Source organism: Alkalihalobacillus sp. BA299, from assembly GCF_017745675.1.
GTDB lineage: Bacteria > Bacillota > Bacilli > Bacillales > Bacillaceae_F > Alkalihalobacterium.
In genome coordinates this window covers 148,428-166,791 of record NZ_JAFLJM010000012.1, presented here as the reverse complement: position 1 = coordinate 166,791, position 18,364 = coordinate 148,428, and the positions used below count along the sequence as shown (strand labels likewise).

Sequence of the window (18,364 nt, the reverse complement as noted above, 5' to 3'; positions counted from 1 at the left end):
GATGGACACACCGCTGGTGTACCAGTTGTTCCGCCAGGAGCATAGCTGGGTAGCTACGTGTGGACGGGATAAGCGCTGAAAGCATCTAAGCGTGAAGCCCCCCTCAAGATGAGATTTCCCATTACGTTAAGTAAGTAAGACCCCTTAGAGATGATGAGGTTGATAGGTCTCGGGTGGAAGCGTGGTGACACGTGGAGCTGAGAGATACTAATCGGTCGAGGACTTATCCAAAATAGAAGGTGAACTTGACTTTTCAAGAAAACTCAATGTCTATGTTATCTAGTTTTGAAGGAATAAACCTTCAAAATTTCAAAAAGATTTTCAGAAGCAAGAAGTTCAAGGAAGCAAAATTCTGAGGAGTGGAGCGTATGTTAAAGGTAACCGACTAAGTTCGTCACGTCCTGTGACAACGTCGGCACTAGTACATCCTGTACGTCGGAGCACCGCAAGAATTGCAGCTGACGAAGAAATTTGCCGCTTACCAAAATCCGATAAGAAAATTGTTAGAAGCGAGTAGATCGAGGCGACAAGTTCACGAGTAGCGGAATGTACGTTTGAAGGGTACTTGAGCAACGAAATGAGCGCAGTCAACGAAGAAATACGAAGCTTATCACAATTTTATAGTCTGGTAGCGATAGCGAAGAGGCCACACCCGTTCCCATGCCGAACACGGAAGTTAAGCTCTTCAGCGCCGATGGTAGTTGGGGGCTTCCCCCTGTGAGAGTAGGACGTTGCCAGGCTATAAGATATTTTATATGGGGCCTTAGCTCAGCTGGGAGAGCGCCTGCCTTGCACGCAGGAGGTCAGCGGTTCGATCCCGCTAGGCTCCACCATTATCATGCGGAGGAATACCCAAGTCCGGCTGAAGGGATCGGTCTTGAAAACCGACAGGCGGGTTAAACCGCGCGGGGGTTCGAATCCCTCTTCCTCCGCCATATTTTTTTAAAATGAACATTCATATTATCGTGGGGTGGAGCAACGAGCAATGCATCGGTGATTGATCATCGAGTTGTTTCGACGGATATCCTGCGAAGAACATCTAGAAGAGGAAGAAACAGTCAAGACGCTACGGAGAAGTGAACATCATCCGTAAGCTTTATAACGACGCGGGGTGGAGCAGTCTGGTAGCTCGTCGGGCTCATAACCCGAAGGTCATAGGTTCAAATCCTATCCCCGCAACCAAAGTGGTCCCGTGGTGTAGCGGTTAACATGCCTGCCTGTCACGCAGGAGATCGCGGGTTCGATTCCCGTCGGGACCGCCATTTAATTTTTCATATTTGAGGGTTGAGAGAAGCGAGAAGTTCGAGGGAACAACCAAACGAACGCAGGAGTGTATAAGTAATACATGAGGACGTGACTGAGGGGAGTTAACGAAGAAATTCGAAGCTTATCACAGACCGAATAAGGCTCGGTAGCTCAGTCGGTAGAGCAATGGACTGAAAATCCATGTGTCGGCGGTTCGATTCCGTCCCGAGCCACCATTTATTTTAGGCTGGAGGGGTAGCGAAGTGGCTAAACGCGGCGGACTGTAAATCCGCTCCCTGAGGGTTCGGCGGTTCGAATCCGTCCCCCTCCACCATTTTCTTAATTAAGGGGCATAGTTTAAAGGTAGAACTACGGTCTCCAAAACCGTCAGTGTGGGTTCGATTCCTACTGCCCCTGCCAGACGCGTGGCGGTTGTGGCGAAGTGGTTAACGCACCGGATTGTGGCTCCGGCATTCGTGGGTTCGATTCCCATCAATCGCCCCATTATAATTGCTATGATGGGTTAACAAACATATTGGGCTATAGCCAAGCGGTAAGGCAACGGACTTTGACTCCGTCATGCGTAGGTTCGAATCCTGCTAGCCCAGCCATTATGCGGAAGTAGTTCAGTGGTAGAACATCACCTTGCCAAGGTGAGGGTCGCGGGTTCGAGTCCCGTCTTCCGCTCCAAGTAAATCGTCTGCTTTGCCGGGGTGGTGGAATTGGCAGACACACAGGACTTAAAATCCTGCGGTAGGTGACTACCGTGCCGGTTCAAGTCCGGCCCTCGGCACCATATGCGCCCTTAGCTCAGCTGGATAGAGTGTTTGACTACGAATCAAAAGGTCGGGAGTTCGAATCTCTCAGGGCGCACCATTTTTACGGGAAGTGGCTCAGCTTGGTAGAGCACCTGGTTTGGGACCAGGGGGTCGCAGGTTCAAATCCTGTCTTCCCGACCATGAAAACAATATGATTAGGGCCTATAGCTCAGCTGGTTAGAGCGCACGCCTGATAAGCGTGAGGTCGGTGGTTCGAGTCCACTTAGGCCCACCATGAATTATTCCACAGTAGCTCAGTTGGTAGAGCAATCGGCTGTTAACCGATCGGTCGCAGGTTCGAGTCCTGCCTGTGGAGCCAAATGGCCCGTTGGTCAAGCGGTTAAGACACCGCCCTTTCACGGCGGTAACACGGGTTCGAATCCCGTACGGGTCACCATATATTTTTAAAAGAAGATTTTCAGAAGCAAGAAGGTCGAGGAAGTGAAGTTCTAAAGGAAACGGAGCGTATCCTTAAATACGTGAGTACCGTAAGTACGAAACTGACGAAGAGATTCGCCGCTTATCAAAATCTTATTGGAGGATTAGCTCAGCTGGGAGAGCACCTGCCTTACAAGCAGGGGGTCGGCGGTTCGAGCCCGTCATCCTCCACCATCCATGCCGGTGTAGCTCAATTGGTAGAGCAACTGACTTGTAATCAGTAGGTTGGGGGTTCAAGTCCTCTTGCCGGCACCACTTATAACTTTAACAAAGTTACGTAGCATTCTACGAAGCCTGTTAAAATGGGTAATACTGATAGTACCCATTTTTATTTTTGGAACGATTAGCTTAGTCGGTAAGTAATGAGCATTTTCTTTTTTCGAAAATACTATGAGTTGTTTCGACGCATCTACATTGAAAAGAAGTCTGTAGAGGAAGAAACATCATTATTCTAGGAGCCATTAGCTCAGTTGGTAGAGCATCTGACTTTTAATCAGAGGGTCGAAGGTTCGAGTCCTTCATGGCTCACCATTGGTTTAAGCTGCGGGTGTGGCGGAATTGGCAGACGCGCTAGACTTAGGATCTAGTGTCTTTGACGTGGGGGTTCGAGTCCCTTCACCCGCACCATTTCATTAACCAAGAAATTGGTAATACATAAAATATGTAATGGAATTACCTTTAATCAGGTAGTTCTTTTTTTGTGGCTCTATAATAAATGTTGGGGTTCTCATACAATTTGTTTGCAAAAAAATACACGCAAACGCCCAAATTATAAATTTCGAGGATGTCTAGCTGCAGCGTCCAGCGACTAGTGAGACTTCCCTCACCACCGTACGATAAGTCAACATCAATTCACTAACGTTCATTGTGTTTCCTTTATCTCCTGCGGCTCAGTCCAGTCCATACGTCGCTAAACGGGCGCTTGCGCTTTTCTTATTGTCTAGCTGTAGCGCCCAGCGACTAGTGAGACTTCCCTCACCGCCGTACGATAAGTCAACATCAATTCACTAACGTTCATTGTGTTTCCTTTATCTCCTGCGGCCGAGGCTAGTCCATACGTCGCTATACGGGCACTTCCGCTTTTCTTGTCTAGCTGCAGGTGTCATCGGCTCGAGGTCGCTTCGGTCCATCAAACGTGTCCAAAAGTCAGGACACTAATTGTTGGCCCTCCAGCGTTTGTCGCCGATAAGCAGACATCTTCCGCTTCTTAGTTGAGACAGGCATCTTTACTTCAGTAAAGGTACCTGTCACCGTGCGTGAGACTGTACGTTATTAATCCAGTTGTCTAGAAGGGGCACCGTTGTCGTGTTTTCGTGATTTCGCTTCTGTAAATATGGAGGAATGGCTTTTCGGTTGAATAATATTAGGTGGAATTTGTCCTGCGGGAAGTTTACTATGAATATAATTTAATACCATTTGAATGTCTTGTTTTGTTGCAAGCTGACTTTGTTCGTTTAAGACAAGACCTAGTTGTCCGCTAGGTTCAATCGTGGCCCATTTTACTTGACTAATGTGCTGAACATTCGCTTGTCGCAAACGCATCTCTAATTGGTCGACCGTAAGTCTTAACTTTTTTAAGTTCTTTGTATTGAGGACCCCATTTTCAATGACAACCATTGATTTACCGGTGATAAAACTTTCAATAATATCAAATTTTAATTGAAGAAATTCGATAAAGATTAAAGTAATAACAAGTAATAGTGCAATCATAAATGTCGTCCAAATATTACGGTTGCTTACAGGTTGTATCATTAACGTACCGATAGAAATCATAATAACGGTTTGGGATACTGTCAATTGAGAAATGGATTTTCGTCCACCAAGCCGTAATATCATAATTCCTACACAAATAATTAATATTGCTTTCCAAACCCAATGATAATCCAAAAAAATTCCTCCTAACCTTATAAAAAACTAAGGTTAGGTTATGCATAAAATGTAAATTATACACAGTAAGAGGTGAGAGTACATTGCCAACTATCGTGCGAAGAAGTTTATCTTATGTTATTGGACTATTTATTTTAGCTGTCGGTATTACGTTTACAATTATTTCTAATCTTGGAGCAGGAGCTTGGGATGCGTTAAGTGTTGGTTTATCAGCACGCTTTGGTTGGACTGTTGGCACATGGGTTATCCTTATAGGTGTTATTTTAATCATAATTAATGCTCTCTTAGCTTGGGCACGTCCAGAAATTCATTCGTTAATTACGGTCATTTTACTAGGTTATTTCATTGATTTTTGGCTGTTAATTGTTTTTCAAGATATTCGCTTAACGGAGTTACCAATACAAGCTGCAGTACTATTATTAGGAGTTACTATAATGGGGTTAGGGATAGCGACTTACTTGCAAGCTGACTTTGCTATCATTCCAATTGATCGACTAATGTTAAATTTAAAACGGTTGTTTCGACTACGTCTTATGGGAGCAAAAACATTAGCTGAGATTATAGCTTTAATTGCTGCGTTGTTCATAGGAGGGCCGATTGGAATTGGTACGATAGTTGTTACCTTAAGCATTGGACCACTTATTCAAGTATTTTTTAAACGAGTAAAAAAAATAGTTAGCATATAGGACTCAAATCAAAGGCTTCGGTAATGAAGTCTTTTTTGATGGATAAATTTTTATAGATTGAAAAAACTATAAGCAATCGTACAGTTATAGAAAGAAGGAGGAAAAGTCGATGCGAAAGGTATCGCTATGTATTCTTGTATTGTTTCTATTTATATTACCGTTAACTGGTTTGGCTGAAAAAAATACAGAGGAGAAAAAGAAAGCCAAAATTCCTGATTACGTCTTAGACATTTCAAAAGACAACACGTATCCTAATCCAACTCAAGATCTTCCTTATTTACAGCCAAGTGAATTAACGCAGGAACTATTAGATTCATCAGAGGTTAAAATTGCAAATCCAGAACTCATTCGATTATTAAATGAGTCTACTATTCACAATGCGAAAACAGCATTGCTTTTTAAGGCTTCCATTTATTTAGGCCAATGGCCACTTAATTATGAATCAGGGGAGACAAACGTGAATTGGGAATATAATAAGGTGAACACAAATTATGTGGATAATCGTGGTGGACGCACGCCACAAAAGTTGACTTATACACAGGATCAACAAAAGAAAATTTCAGGTGGATTAACGGCTGAAGTTCCAAATAGTGAAGAAGTAAAAAAAATGATGATGATTAAAGCGGCTGAAAAAACAGGACTACCACTTGCTTTTGATACAATCATTGGATATGGGACGAAAAAAGGACAGATATATAATATTGCGCCTAAAAACGTTGGGTATCTATATGCCTATGTTCCAGCCGCAAATGAAAAAGGAAAAGTAACGTATGGTGAAGTCTATTTAACCATAAAAAATGGAAAAAGAAAGCTTGATGTTAAAAACGTGACTCAGCAGGGGATCGGTGCATGGATTCCCGTTCAAGATCATTTAAGCTTCAAATTTTATACAGCAAATCAGCCACGCTAAGGACTAAATAAAGAGCAGTTTTTAAGGGGATGCATTTGCTTATACAAGTGTATCTTTAAAACAGACAGACGCTGCTAAGAGTAAATAAGGAGTGCTTATATTCAAGCACTCCTTATTTCTATTAGAGATTTGATATACGATTTTTAAATGAAACCCCTTGATAATATATGTCTTTAACCAAGATGTTGGGTCCTAGACATTTAACAGCTGGACAATGACAGTTCAACTCTTCTGCTAAGGAGGAAGAGTTCCATGTCTCATATGCTTTTTCTAATGGAGTGGTTTGAATATTACCCAGCGGCGGTGTATCACCGAAATCAGTCACGATAATACTTCCGTCAAAAATATTAACATTTAATCTAGAACGTCCATCTGGGTCATTCCGAACCGTAACATTTTTAGCTTCATACAAACGTTTAAGTAATAGTAAATCATCAGCATTGTTACTACATGCATAAAACGGTAAAGTACCAAACAACATCCATATTTCTTCATTTCGATAATCGAGAAGTCGGTGAATGGCTGAGCGAATGTCATCTAATGTGGCGACTTGAAGGCTATTCGTAAAATCACTTGGATACATGGATTGTAAAGAATTTTGTATGTCTGAGGGTGCAGTCATACCAACAAATCCACTATCATACATAGGGTGAATTTCATGCCTTTTACATCCCATCTCTTCTACTACTTGCTTATGAATTTTTTCTAAGTGAGGTAATGTATTCTTATTAATCATTGTCTCAGCAGATACTAAAACCCCCATTTCAGATAAAGCCTTAGAATTAGTTATCATCTTATCAAATAATGCTTTTCTTTGTTCTCTAGTAGGCTTTCTTTCCATCATAGCAAATCCAGTATCTATAAACTCCTCTACTGTTCCCCAATTATGAGAGATATGTAATACATCTAAGTATGGAGCTATGAGCCTGTATCTTTCTAGGTCTAATGTTAGGTTAGAATTTATTTGAGTGTACATACCTCTCTCATGAGCATATTTCAATAAAGGTAATACATAATTTTCTACTGACTTTAAGGACATCATAGGTTCTCCACCTGTTATGCTTAATGTTCTCAAGGTAGGAACTTCCTCTAATCTTTGTAGCAATAACTCTAAAGGAAGGGCTTTACTGTCTTTATGTGTAAGGGTATGACCTACAGCACAATGTCTGCATCTCATATTACAGAGGTTAGTGGTAGTAAATTCTATGCTTGATAATGTTGTTTTTCCATATTTTTCTATATCTAGATAAGCCTCCCAAGCATCATTCTTAGGTATGCTTTTGGGTTTGGTTCTTAAATTAGTCATTTCAACTACTCCTATCTTATTTCTAATACCTCTTTCTATTATATAACTTATGTCAATGCAAAGTACATAAGAACATCCAATGTAAAACATCTTGCATCTATGTATATAATTGCTACAATAGGATTATACAAGTCTGATGAAATTCAGCATAGTTGATAGTCAGAGAGGAGAACATATAGAGAATGAAATCAGTAAAAGCTGGTAAAAAGTTAGTAGCTATTTATGTCAGAAAGTCTAGGTTAAAAGATACTGATGCTTTAGAGATAGACAGACAGCTAGAGCTACTTACTGACTATGCAGAGTCTAACAATATGGAATATGAGGTGTTTTCTGAGGAAGGTAGCTCAGAGGATTGGGATGGTAGACCTGAACTACAGAGGATGCTAATGGAGCTTAAAAGGAATATTTATGATGGAGTCCTAGTTACTGACCAAGACCGGTTAACAAGGGATAGAACAGACTTTGAACTCTTTGTTAGGTTTATGAAAAATGAGGGCTTGCAGTTATTTACTCTCCATAAAACATATAACTTTATGAATGATGATGATATTTTTACCTCAGGTATTCAATCTGAGATGGATAATCACTTTATGAGGATGACTAAAAGAAAGCTCAGGAGAGGTAGAATACAGGCAATTAAAAAGGGAGTATATTTTGGGATTGCTCCTTATGGCTATATAAAAGATGACAGTAAGCATCTCCTCGCTCATCCTGAGGAGTCTAAAGTAGTAGAGACTATTTATGATATGTATGTCAATCAGGGATACAATCAAACTGAGATTGTAGAACAGCTAAGGTTCAGAGGCATTACAAATAGAGCAGGTCAGCCTTTTTCTGTTAGAGGTCTCTCTTTAATCCTTACAAATGTAGCTTACAGAGGAGTAGTGCACTATGAGCTTACAGGAGAGGATGTTATTAATGTAGAGGAAGCTCACCCTGCTTTAATAGATGCAGATACCTATAATAAGGCACAAAAGCTAAAAGAAAAGCGTAGGAAAGTACCTCAGTCATCTCAGAGAGGAGTATATACACTTTCTAAGCTGTTAGAATGTCCTAAATGTAATCAGACTTTATCTTTCTGTATGAAATATGGTAACAGGAAAGGTAGGAATAAATTAGATAAGGAAAGTAGAGAGCTTTATGTTCTTAACTGTCATGCCTCTAAAGGCTATAAGGCTAAGCAGGAGGCTAAAGATAAGCCTAGATGTAAAAACAATGGTATTAGGGCATCTAGAGTACAGGAGGGTATATTTGGGGAGCTTAGACAGCATCTTTCAGAGCTAGATACAGTAATAGAGGCTATTGTAGCAGGTGATAAGAGCTTTTTAAGTAAGGTAGCTCAGAAACAGCAGGAACTAACTCTGCAATATAACAAGCTAGAGGCTCAAAAGAAAAGAGTACAGGATGGATTTAAAGTAGGTATCTTTGAGCAGGATGAGGCTACTGTGGAAATTAAAAATATAAGAGAACAACAACAGTCATTAACTGAGATGCTAGAGTCTTTAGAGGGAGCAGATGCTAAGTCTGAGGTAGAAAAGCATAAAAAAGCAAAGGCTAAAATAGAACAGCTATTGTCTATGGATGTTGAGGAAAATCCTACTAAGGTAAATAAGCTATTCCATGATGTTATAGATAAAGTGTACTACTGGAAAGAGTTAAATGATGTAGGAGGAGAAAAGCCTTTTGAGATAAAAGTAGAATACAAGTAGGAGAGATCCTAAATGAGCAGAATAATAGGATACATGAGGATAAGTACAGATAATGCTACTCAGACCTTTTCATGACAACATCGGCTCACCACACTGAATATGTTCAATTGCAAAAGGGTGTAACAAATATATACTTAGTCCATACTAGGAAAAGATAACCTTAAGGAGCACTTCTTAAAATTTTCAATTTCTTGAGTGTTTTTCGTATTTTTGTTAAAGTTACGATGATATAAACAAAAGGAGAGAGTTTTTAATGGGCGGAGCAGTCAATGACAAAAATGAGCAATTATCATATCTAAACCAAAAAATCGAAATGATTGGTGATTTACTAGATGCAATTGATCCAGAAGATGCAACAATAGAAGATATCGACCGAATCTTAGAGATGCTTGATCAATTAGAAGGCAAATGTAAAGTGTTTCGCCATTCATGGGAAAATAAAGGAGCGAACTAAGGTGAAATTATATTTCATTCGCCATGGTGAATCAGAGGGTAATAAACTGGGGATTATTCAAGGCTGGAAAGACTTTTCTTTATCAAATGAAGGAAAACAGCAAGCTAGATATTTAAGCGACTATTTCCAACATAAGCAGCTTGATTATATTTACAGTAGTGATTTAATAAGGGCTTATGAAACTGCGAATGAAATCGCGAAGGTAAAAAACATCACTCCCCACAAATGGGATAAACTACGTGAAATTAATCTAGGACCTCTTGAAGGTAAAACACGTGAAGATATTTATACTCAATATCCTCAAGCAAAAGAACGTACATTATTAACATCAGGAATCATGGGAACTGAAACAGTCGAGGAAATTACTGCTAGATGTCACTACATACTTGAGCAAATGAGAACAGCCCATGAAGGAAAACATGTGGCATTGGTAGCTCATGGCGGTTTAATTAGTATTGCTTTAATGTTTATACTCTTCGGTGATGACTGGCATTTACATCATCGTCCGTTTCAAATTGATAATACGAGTGTTACTTTCATTGAATGGAAGAATGATAGAAAACCGATCATTCATTATATCAACAAGACAACTCACTTAGAATTACAAGATCAAGAGCTTACTGCATTTTATAATAAAGAAGCTTAAGTCGAGGAGAAAAAAATAGGAAATTAATTGATGCGCTTTCATCCCCCTTTCGAAATGTTTTGACAAGGCGTATAATAGTACATGTGTAAAAAATTCGTATCTGTAATTCCGAGGGGAGAGGAACAGGATGGAAAAATTTAAAGATAGTATGTACAAGCTTATTGTAGAAACCTCTACGAATCTACCATATGATGTTCGCCATGCTATTAAGGCGGCAAAAGCAAAAGAAAATGCAGGAACGAGAGCAGCATTATCATTATCGACAATTACTGAAAATATTCAAATGGCAGATGAGAATATTTCACCGATTTGCCAGGATACAGGGATGCCAACATTTGAAATTAAAGTACCAGTTGGTGCTAATCAAATTAAAATGAAAAAAGCAATTAAAGAAGCAATCGAGCAAGCGACAAAAGAGGGCAAGTTACGTCCAAACTCTGTTGATTCGCTAACGGGTGAAAACAGCGGAAATAACATTGGTGAGGGAACACCAGTATTCCATTTTGAGCAATGGGAAGAAGACTACATTGATGTTCGTCTCATTTTAAAAGGCGGTGGCTGTGAGAATAAAAACATTCAATACAGCTTGCCATGTGAACTCGAAGGGCTAGGACGTGCAGGTCGTGACCTTGATGGAATTCGTAAATGTATTATGCACTCAGTATACCAAGCACAAGGACAGGGCTGTAGTGCAGGATTTATCGGTGTTGGGATCGGTGGCGATCGTTCGGCTAGTTACTTATTAGCGAAAGAGCAGCTGTTCCGTACGGTTGATGATGTAAATCCTAATGAAGATCTACGTAAATTAGAAGACTATGTTATGGAAAATGCAAATAAGCTTGGAATCGGAACAATGGGCTTTGGTGGAGAAGCAACACTTCTTGGTTGTAAAGTCGGAACGATGCACCGTCTTCCAGCTAGTTTCTTTGTATCCGTTGCATATAACTGCTGGGCATTCCGTCGCTTAGGTGTCGTTGTTGACGCTGAAACGGGTGAGATTAACGAGTGGCTTTATAAAGATGGCGAAAAGATTGACTTTGGCGCACTTGCTGAACAAGAAGCAGCAGCAACGGTTGAAGCAACATCTGACGTTCGTGAAGTCGTTCTCCAAGCACCTATTACTGAAGAGCAAATTCGCGAATTAAAAGTAGGAGACGTTGTTATCATTAACGGAACAATGCATACTGGCCGTGATGCGATCCACCATCACTTAATGGACCATGATGCACCGGTCGATTTAAACGGTGAAATCATTTACCACTGTGGGCCAGTAATGTTAAAGGATGAAGCAGGAGAATGGCATGTCAAAGCGGCTGGACCGACAACAAGTATTCGTGAGGAGCCGTACCAAGGTGATATAATGAAGAAATTTGGAATCCGTGCGGTTATCGGTAAAGGTGGTATGGGACCAAAGACATTAAAAGCATTAGAGGAGCACGGTGGCGTCTATTTAAATGCAATCGGTGGAGCAGCTCAATACTATGCGGACTGTATTAAGAAAGTAAAAGGTGTAGACTTAATGGAATTTGGTATTCCAGAAGCGATGTGGCATCTTGAAGTAGAAGGCTTTGCAGCGATCGTAACGATGGATTCACACGGTAACAGTTTACATGCCGACGTGGATAAATCTTCATTAGAAAAGCTTTCACAGTTTGCTGAACGCGTATTTTAATTTAATACGGATTAAAGATAGGTAGTCATTGGATTGCCTATCTTTTTTGTACTTTATAGAAGGTTTATAGGGGTAAAGTCTAAAAAAAGACAACGACTTTCGTGATCACTGTCGGTATGTCTTGTTTTTCTAAGGTGGTTGGTGACTTGAGTAGTACGCGATGGTCGAAATTTGCAATATATTGTTGAGAAATCTTTAAATGAGGTGAAGTTGAAAATAATTAAGGGAAAGTTAAAAATAAACCAGCCAAAGTTGAAAAGAAATGACTTAAAGTTAAAAATAAATAGGCAGAACATGAAAATAACACCTGAGCACCGTTTGCTTTTCTGTATGGATAGTTTTTTATTTGTGTGAAAAGCTAATAAAAAACTAAGGGAGTTAGATGTTTAAATGAAAAAACTACTTATTGTTATAGCTATCATTGCGTTCATTTTTACAGGTCTTGGCTCTGCTCAGGCGTACGACACAAAGGTTTACCATTGGAATTATAAACCAGAAAAAGATAATAAACCTGTAACTACAGAACCCCATTATTTAAAGCTACTTGAAAAGCATGGTAGCTACTTTATCGGTGAAACGAATAAAAAAGAACTTTTTTTAACTTTTGATAATGGGTATGAAAATGGCTACACAGCTAAAGTATTAGATGTGTTAAAAGCAAAAAAGGTACCTGCTACGTTTTTCGTAACCGGACATTATTTAAAAAAAGAACCAGATCTTGTTAAACGAATGATAAAAGAAGGTCATATCGTTGGCAATCATTCATGGCATCATCCAAGTTTGCCAGAAGTAAGTGAGGCAAGACTAAAAGAGGAGTTAGAAAAGGTAAAAGAAGAGTATACAAAAATTACCGGCCGTCGTGATATGAATTATCTTAGACCACCACGAGGGACTTTCAGTGAAAAGTCATTAGCTCTTTCCAATCAATTAGGTTATACGAATGTCTTTTGGTCAATGGCTTATAAAGATTGGGAAGTAGATAAACAAAAAGGGGCAGATTATGCTTACAAACAAATAATGAAGAGAATTCACCCAGGTTCTATTATGCTGCTTCATTCTGTTTCTAAAGATAATGCTGAAGCCTTAGGACGCGTTATTGACGATTGTCGTAAACAAGGCTATACCTTTAAAAGTCTTGATGATCTATCGTTAGACAAAATGTTGATGGAAGAGACACGACAAAATTTTTGAAATAAAAAAGAGGCTAACAAAGTGTCAGCCTCTTCAAATCCCCTTTTAGTTGGCAAAGCTTTCTTGACCTATTGCTTCTGCAATCGTTTCTAATGTACTGACATCAGTAACGTCAAAGGCAATCGCCTGCATGCTACGAACAATCATAACTCCAATTTGTTGCCCCATAGAATTGGAAATTGGAAATTTTAATTCAGCATTACTTTCCCACTGGAGATCATCTTCATCTGATGCAGCGACTAGTTTGCTTGAACCCTCTTCAAAAAGAATAATTCCGACCCAATCTATGTATGGGACTTCATTTACTAAGCTTTCACAAGTTTTTTCAAAAACTGATTGAAGGCTCATTTTTTTATAGACATGGGCCATAATTTGTAGGGAAGCTACATCTGTTGCAATCGACATGAACTATCTCTCCTTCGCAGAACATTTTACTTCTCCTATTGTAGCAAATTCTACTCAATTACGAACTAGTAAGTTTAGGCAGTGTGGGGATAGCTTGGTATAGGAATGGAAATATTTTGGTTAATAATAAAAGAACGACGTGGAAATGCTCCTTCGTCGTCCTTTGCCATAACTTTATAAAAGTTGTTCTCAACTATATTCGAACTCTGAGGCGGGACTTAATTTGAGTCGCGAGAACTTCTAAGAGGATGGCAATCGTTAAGATAAAGTACGTAATGATCCCAACTTCTCTTAAATCATAGTAGAAGGCGCTTGCCATAAACATGTCAAAACCAATACCACCAGCACCAGCCGCAGCACCCATTGCAACTGCAACTCCAAAGTTAATTTCAAAGCGTAAAAAAGTCCAAGAAATCAAATAGGTAATAGAAGATGGAATTACAGCTTGAAAAACAATTTGCCACCAGTTGGCTCCACTTCCTTTTAACGCTTCAATGACACCTTGGTCTAGCTCTTCGAAAGATTCGGAATATGCTTTTACGAGATAACTAACAGAGTGGAACGTCATCCCAATAACGGCTGCAACACTACCGAGGCCAGCAGCAACTGCAAAGATGAGTACCCATAAAACAGTTGGAACTGCTCGAATCATAGCGACAATACCTTTTATTGTATTTGAAACTTTAGGATTAGAAAGATTTTGAGAAGCAAATAAACCTAAGAATAAGGCAATGATCGCACCAAAAATGGTTGTTAAGATAGCAAGCCCGAGCGTTACCATTACAGCATAGAAGGCTTCACCAAACGTAAAGTGATTAAATTGTGGTTCGGTGAACATGGTTTTAAAGTTAACGAGAGTCGCAATAATTGCCTCAAAGACATTTAAATCTTTATAGTCAAACGTCATAAAACCATAAATCGTTAGAAAGAGTAATGAATATAAGGTTGCTTGAATAACAAAGGATGCTTTGGTTAAGGGCTTTACTTTAATTGGTTTTTCGAGATACTGTTGAATCAATTCACTATTTTTATTTGGCTCTGGATTGGTGAATTTTTGAAGTCCCATTACAAAATCACCCTTCTAACATAGTTTGAAATAAATTCAATCATTAGGATTGATACCATGATTACGATAACGACTAAGCTTGCCGCGTTGTAATTCATGCCTTTGTAATAAAGATCGAATGCAAAGCCGATCCCAGTTCCCGTTAAAATCCCAATTAAAGTGGCACTTCTAATGTTCGTCTCAATAACGAACAGCATCCAACTGATCATTTGAGCAATGCTTGATGGAATGACCGAATGAAAGATGATTACAAAGTAGCTGGCCCCCGTTGCTTGAAGAGCCTCAACCGAACTGTTACTCATTTCATCAATAACTTCAATAAAAGCACGAGTCAAAAAGCCAAAGGAAACAAAAAATAAGGCGAAAAATCCTGTTAATGCACTTTGTCCGAATGAAAACAATAAAATCATGGACCAGGCGGCAATATCGATGTTACGAAATAATGTAGCGAAGCCACGTGCAATTGTACTAAAGAAATTATTGACTTTCGTCGTATTTGATCCAGCAATTGCAAACATTAATGCAAAAATTGCAGCCAATGTCGAAGCTGCGATGGAAACAAGTAACGTTTCTATCAGTTTATCCAGAATATTTGGCAGACGGTCTAAGGACTTTGCATTCGGAAAGAAGTTCGAAAAAGCCCACTCAAATGCCTTTGGTATGGATGAAAATCCCTTGACTAAGCTGAATTCAGTTAAGATCATCGAACCGTATGTTACAGCAAAGATGATCAATAGAATAATTGAAGATGTAATCCGTTTTTTGGCGAAATATTTATCCTGCATTTCGTCCTCCCAAATCCATGATGAGGTCACCGGCCTCAGAACCGTAAATTGTGTGAATTTCCTCTGTTGTAATGTCATTAGGAGAGCCATTGTAGACAATGCTTCCCTTACTTACCCCAATAATACGTTCTGAATAGCTAAGGGCTACATCCACTTGGTGCAGATTAACGACTACAGTTATTCCCATAGTTTCAGAAACTTCTTTAAGATAATCCATAATCACTTTTGAGGCATTTGGATCTAAAGATGCGATTGGTTCATCGCAAAGTAACATTTTTGGGTTTTGAACTAATGCTCGGGCAATACCAACACGTTGCTTTTGCCCACCACTTAATTGATCACAGCGTTTGTACACTTGTTCTTCTAAACCAAGAAGTCCGAGCATTTCAATGGCTTGTCTTTTTTCTTCATCATTATATAGGCCTAAAATCCCTGCAAGGGTAGACTTATACCCGAGGCGACCATGAAGGACATTTTCAATCACAGATAATCGATTGACTAAGTTATAATGCTGGAAGATCATACCGATTTTAGTTCGTAGTTTTCTTAATTCCTTTTTATTAAAATCCATAATATTGTCGTCATCAAAGATGATTTCTCCGCTAGATGCATCAATCATTCGATTAATGCAACGAAGGAGAGTTGATTTCCCAGCCCCCGATGGTCCGATGACGGAAACAAACTCTCCTTCATTAACAGAGAAGTTAACATCAGATAACGCTAGAGTATCATTACCATATTGCTTTGATACGTTTTTTAATTCTAGTAACGTTGTCATTGTTAACGACTCCTTTTATAAAATTATTTTGATAATTCACGAATAGGGTTGAACCAAGCATCTTCTACTTCTACAAAACGCTCGTCAGCTCCCTTAGAGAATAATCCTTTTCCATCAGAGTCTTTTGGAACAAAGATTTTCGTGTTATTAGTAACTTCATCCGAAGTAAATGCAGTAATAATTTGATCAATTACATCCGCACTAACATTATCTTGATTTACAACAAAAGGCGCATTTAAAACAGGTGTTACAGAAATTAGGACAAACTCTTCGCCTATTAAGGTATTAAATGGCTCAGCAGCATCATCGCTAACTTTGTAAACTGCTCCAGGACGGTTTTCCTCACCACTTACTAACTCAACATAGTTATTAACACACGCGTTACAAAAAGCAGCAACATCAACTTTGTCAGTTAATAGGTTTACAGCGGAACCTTGGTGAGAACCACCGTAAAGAACCTCACTAAAGAATAGGTTGCTTCCGCCTTCAAGTAAATCCTCTGCAGTTAAATCCTTATACTCATCCATCTCACTAAAGTGAGAGACAATTCCATTAGACGGTACTTTAAAACCTGAAGTTGAACTGTTTGATACGAATGAAAATCTTTTTCCAGCAATGTTATCAATTGAATAATTTGAACCATCCATATATTGGTCTTCGTTGTCTTTTTTTACAGCTAGCCAACTGTAGTAAACGGCATCATCTAAAGTTCCAGAAGCACCACTTGGTACAACGAGTGGTTGAACATTGTTATTTTTGTTGTTTGCTTCAATATAACCTTGTGCCCCTAGAAACGCTAAATCGGCATTCCCATTAGCAATCGTTTCAATAGCAATTAGGTAGTCCGTTGTTGTTTGATGTTCCACTTTTTTACCAGTAGCTTTCTCAATTGCAGCCCCAATTTCTTCACGTGCTCCTTTTACATCTGAACCCGATTCATTTGGAAGCCAAGCAATTGTTAGAGTATCTTTTTCCTGAGTTTCAGACTTTGTTTCCTTATTTGGTTCTTCAGTAGATGAAGAGCCTGTGTTACTTGAAGAATTACAAGCTGTAAATATAGCAACAAGAGCGATGGTAAATAATAATACTAATGCTTTTTTCATTTGAATACTCCTCTCAATTTTAAACCTTTTAAGTGTGTGTAAGATTTTTCATACTGAATGAGTGATCGCTTCTTTTTGATAAATGTACGATCGTTCGTCTAACTAAGAATAAAAGCAAAAGTAAATTCCCCTTATGGTAAAACCCTCCTATTGAAGTGAAATATCCAACGACTCTAATCATAGACAAACTATTTTAATTTAGTTTTAATAAATTTCAGTATTTTTGTAAAAGTTTGTAAAGAGATTTTAATTTATTTAAATTTTGTTTTTGCCGAAGGTTATACAAAAAATAGGGATGTAATCTAGTTGAAGCCATTTTCACATATTAAATTCTTTTATTTAATGTGTGAAAATGGCTTCATTTTTTAATGCATTCGTAAAATTAGTAAATGCTTCGTGAAGATTGTGAACACTTTAAGGTCGAGAAATTCATCTTTTTACAATAGTTTCAAATAGATTTACAATCTCTTAACCAACTGAACTTGTTAATAAGTTAGATTTTTATTATCACGCAGAAAAAAGGAGTTAGGAATGAAACGTTCACAGGAAATGTCTTTGCGTCATTTAGAAATAGCTGAATATTTAATAGGAAAGATTTGTTCAGGGCAATATGCTGTCAATGAAAAAATCCCTTCTGAAAATGAGCTTTGTCGTCAATTTAATGTCAATCGGAATACAGTAAGGCTTGCGGTAGGAAGATTAACAAATTTAGGATGGGTGACTCCTATTCATGGAAAAGGCTGCTATGTGAATCAAATTCCTGAGCCGATCGTTTATGTACTTTCATCGAAGACAAGATTTTCTGAAAATATGAAAAAGCAAGGTTTAGCCCATAGTAGCCAATTAATAGATTGGCACAAAGCAAATGCTACTGAAGGGGAACAGAAAAGCTTAGGGCTAGTAGATACAGATCTTGTTTATCGACTCGAGATTTTGAGATGTATTGATCAAAAGCCGGTATCGATAACAACGACAATCATTCCAGAGCAGGAAGTTCCATTATTTGAAGAGCATTTAACTAACTTTCAAAGCCTTTATCAAATTTTGATTGAACATTATCAAATCCATCCCGTTCGTGCTAAATCAAGTTTCCAAGCAAGTCTTGCTTCTTTAAAGGATGCAGAATTATTGGATTTACCAGAAAATGTTCCAATTCTTCAAATTGAAAGTATGATGAATCATCCTGCTGGAACTCCATTAGAATATAGTGTTGCTCGAATTAGAGGAGATATGCATAAGTGCTTAGTAGAGTTTTAGGTTAAAGA

Annotated in this window: 15 protein-coding genes, 20 tRNA genes and 2 rRNA genes; 30 read left to right on the top strand and 7 right to left on the bottom strand. The window is 38.8% G+C overall.

The window, feature by feature from the left end; all coding sequences use genetic code 11:
• From J0N78_RS16535 to J0N78_RS16430, 22 genes are all read left to right on the top strand, one after another.
• Window positions 1-231: ribosomal RNA gene (locus tag J0N78_RS16535) — 23S ribosomal RNA — on the top strand; the annotation flags it as partial.
• 393 nt (window positions 232-624) lie between these two features.
• Window positions 625-740: ribosomal RNA gene (gene rrf / locus J0N78_RS16530) — 5S ribosomal RNA — on the top strand.
• A 17-nt stretch (window positions 741-757) separates the two neighbouring features.
• Window positions 758-833 (top strand) — tRNA-Ala (locus J0N78_RS16525).
• A gap of 9 nt (window positions 834-842) precedes the next feature.
• A tRNA-Ser gene (locus J0N78_RS16520) sits at window positions 843-935 on the top strand.
• A gap of 170 nt (window positions 936-1,105) precedes the next feature.
• Window positions 1,106-1,182, top strand: a tRNA-Met gene (locus tag J0N78_RS16515).
• A gap of 4 nt (window positions 1,183-1,186) precedes the next feature.
• Window positions 1,187-1,262, top strand: a tRNA-Asp gene (locus J0N78_RS16510).
• 143 nt (window positions 1,263-1,405) lie between these two features.
• A tRNA-Phe gene (locus J0N78_RS16505) sits at window positions 1,406-1,481 on the top strand.
• Between the two features lie 13 nt (window positions 1,482-1,494).
• A tRNA-Tyr gene (locus tag J0N78_RS16500) sits at window positions 1,495-1,579 on the top strand.
• Window positions 1,580-1,591: 12 nt separating this feature from the next.
• Window positions 1,592-1,665: transfer RNA gene (locus J0N78_RS16495), tRNA-Trp, on the top strand.
• An 8-nt stretch (window positions 1,666-1,673) separates the two neighbouring features.
• Window positions 1,674-1,749: transfer RNA gene (locus J0N78_RS16490), tRNA-His, on the top strand.
• Window positions 1,750-1,781: 32 nt separating this feature from the next.
• Window positions 1,782-1,856: transfer RNA gene (locus J0N78_RS16485), tRNA-Gln, on the top strand.
• 4 nt (window positions 1,857-1,860) lie between these two features.
• Window positions 1,861-1,935 (top strand) — tRNA-Gly (locus tag J0N78_RS16480).
• Window positions 1,936-1,952: 17 nt separating this feature from the next.
• Window positions 1,953-2,041 (top strand) — tRNA-Leu (locus J0N78_RS16475).
• Between the two features lie 3 nt (window positions 2,042-2,044).
• Window positions 2,045-2,121: transfer RNA gene (locus J0N78_RS16470), tRNA-Arg, on the top strand.
• A gap of 6 nt (window positions 2,122-2,127) precedes the next feature.
• Window positions 2,128-2,204, top strand: a tRNA-Pro gene (locus J0N78_RS16465).
• Window positions 2,205-2,221: 17 nt separating this feature from the next.
• Window positions 2,222-2,298: transfer RNA gene (locus J0N78_RS16460), tRNA-Ile, on the top strand.
• A gap of 8 nt (window positions 2,299-2,306) precedes the next feature.
• Window positions 2,307-2,382 (top strand) — tRNA-Asn (locus J0N78_RS16455).
• Between the two features lie 3 nt (window positions 2,383-2,385).
• Window positions 2,386-2,460, top strand: a tRNA-Glu gene (locus tag J0N78_RS16450).
• A 139-nt stretch (window positions 2,461-2,599) separates the two neighbouring features.
• Window positions 2,600-2,675: transfer RNA gene (locus J0N78_RS16445), tRNA-Val, on the top strand.
• Between the two features lie 5 nt (window positions 2,676-2,680).
• A tRNA-Thr gene (locus J0N78_RS16440) sits at window positions 2,681-2,756 on the top strand.
• A gap of 200 nt (window positions 2,757-2,956) precedes the next feature.
• Window positions 2,957-3,032: transfer RNA gene (locus J0N78_RS16435), tRNA-Lys, on the top strand.
• A 12-nt stretch (window positions 3,033-3,044) separates the two neighbouring features.
• Window positions 3,045-3,128 (top strand) — tRNA-Leu (locus J0N78_RS16430).
• 645 nt (window positions 3,129-3,773) lie between these two features.
• On the opposite strand, the gene J0N78_RS16425 is transcribed toward J0N78_RS16430, so the two are convergent.
• On the bottom strand, window positions 3,774-4,388 hold the full coding sequence (locus J0N78_RS16425; RefSeq protein ID WP_247747375.1) for a DUF421 domain-containing protein: 615 nt from the start codon (window positions 4,386-4,388) through the stop codon (window positions 3,774-3,776).
• An 83-nt stretch (window positions 4,389-4,471) separates the two neighbouring features.
• Here J0N78_RS16425 and J0N78_RS16420 point away from each other — a divergent pair, with 83 nt between their 5' ends.
• Both J0N78_RS16420 and J0N78_RS16415 read left to right on the top strand, forming a co-directional pair.
• Window positions 4,472-5,074 (top strand): YczE/YyaS/YitT family protein, encoded by a 603-nt coding sequence (locus J0N78_RS16420; RefSeq protein WP_209124194.1) that lies wholly within the window; start codon window positions 4,472-4,474, stop codon window positions 5,072-5,074.
• Between the two features lie 109 nt (window positions 5,075-5,183).
• Window positions 5,184-5,984: a YfkD famly protein gene (locus J0N78_RS16415; RefSeq protein ID WP_209124193.1), complete on the top strand. Its 801-nt coding sequence runs from the start codon at window positions 5,184-5,186 to the stop codon at window positions 5,982-5,984.
• Window positions 5,985-6,105: 121 nt separating this feature from the next.
• Here the strand turns inward: J0N78_RS16415 and yfkAB are convergent, their stop codons facing one another.
• Complete coding sequence (yfkAB, locus tag J0N78_RS16410) at window positions 6,106-7,290, bottom strand: radical SAM/CxCxxxxC motif protein YfkAB (RefSeq protein WP_209124192.1); 1,185 nt, start codon at window positions 7,288-7,290, stop codon at window positions 6,106-6,108.
• A 182-nt stretch (window positions 7,291-7,472) separates the two neighbouring features.
• Here yfkAB and J0N78_RS16405 point away from each other — a divergent pair, with 182 nt between their 5' ends.
• The 5 genes from J0N78_RS16405 (at window position 7,473) to pdaA (ending at window position 12,962) form a co-directional block, all read left to right on the top strand.
• Window positions 7,473-8,999 carry a recombinase family protein gene (locus tag J0N78_RS16405; protein WP_209124191.1) on the top strand — a complete coding sequence of 509 codons (1,527 nt, stop codon included), beginning with the start codon at window positions 7,473-7,475 and terminating at the stop codon, window positions 8,997-8,999.
• A 253-nt stretch (window positions 9,000-9,252) separates the two neighbouring features.
• Window positions 9,253-9,453: an SE1561 family protein gene (locus J0N78_RS16400; protein ID WP_209124190.1), complete on the top strand. Its 201-nt coding sequence runs from the start codon at window positions 9,253-9,255 to the stop codon at window positions 9,451-9,453.
• A gap of 1 nt (window position 9,454) precedes the next feature.
• Window positions 9,455-10,099 (top strand): histidine phosphatase family protein, encoded by a 645-nt coding sequence (locus J0N78_RS16395; RefSeq protein ID WP_209124189.1) that lies wholly within the window; start codon window positions 9,455-9,457, stop codon window positions 10,097-10,099.
• 127 nt (window positions 10,100-10,226) lie between these two features.
• The gene (locus tag J0N78_RS16390; protein ID WP_209124188.1) at window positions 10,227-11,771 is read left to right on the top strand and encodes a fumarate hydratase; all 1,545 of its coding nucleotides are present in this window, start codon (window positions 10,227-10,229) and stop codon (window positions 11,769-11,771) included.
• Window positions 11,772-12,161: 390 nt separating this feature from the next.
• Window positions 12,162-12,962 (top strand): delta-lactam-biosynthetic de-N-acetylase, encoded by an 801-nt coding sequence (gene pdaA / locus J0N78_RS16385; protein ID WP_209124187.1) that lies wholly within the window; start codon window positions 12,162-12,164, stop codon window positions 12,960-12,962.
• Window positions 12,963-13,007: 45 nt separating this feature from the next.
• Here the strand turns inward: pdaA and J0N78_RS16380 are convergent, their stop codons facing one another.
• From J0N78_RS16380 to phnD, 5 genes are all read right to left on the bottom strand, one after another.
• Complete coding sequence (locus J0N78_RS16380) at window positions 13,008-13,367, bottom strand: GAF domain-containing protein (protein ID WP_209124186.1); 360 nt, start codon at window positions 13,365-13,367, stop codon at window positions 13,008-13,010.
• A 193-nt stretch (window positions 13,368-13,560) separates the two neighbouring features.
• Window positions 13,561-14,433, bottom strand: coding sequence for a PhnE/PtxC family ABC transporter permease (locus J0N78_RS16375; RefSeq protein WP_209124185.1), 873 nt, complete (start codon window positions 14,431-14,433; stop codon window positions 13,561-13,563).
• Window positions 14,433-15,218, bottom strand: a complete 786-nt coding sequence (locus J0N78_RS16370) for an ABC transporter permease subunit (protein WP_209124184.1) — start codon at window positions 15,216-15,218, stop codon at window positions 14,433-14,435. Before J0N78_RS16370 ends, J0N78_RS16375 begins: the two co-directional genes overlap by 1 nt.
• Entirely contained in the window at window positions 15,208-15,996 is a 789-nt protein-coding gene (gene phnC / locus J0N78_RS16365; protein ID WP_209124183.1) for a phosphonate ABC transporter ATP-binding protein, read from the bottom strand. Before phnC ends, J0N78_RS16370 begins: the two co-directional genes overlap by 11 nt.
• Before the next feature lie 23 nt (window positions 15,997-16,019).
• Window positions 16,020-17,099 (bottom strand): phosphate/phosphite/phosphonate ABC transporter substrate-binding protein, encoded by a 1,080-nt coding sequence (gene phnD, locus J0N78_RS16360; protein WP_209124182.1) that lies wholly within the window; start codon window positions 17,097-17,099, stop codon window positions 16,020-16,022.
• A gap of 531 nt (window positions 17,100-17,630) precedes the next feature.
• Here phnD and J0N78_RS16355 point away from each other — a divergent pair.
• Complete coding sequence (locus tag J0N78_RS16355) at window positions 17,631-18,356, top strand: GntR family transcriptional regulator (protein WP_209124181.1); 726 nt, start codon at window positions 17,631-17,633, stop codon at window positions 18,354-18,356.
• Window positions 18,357-18,364 lie beyond the last annotated feature (8 nt).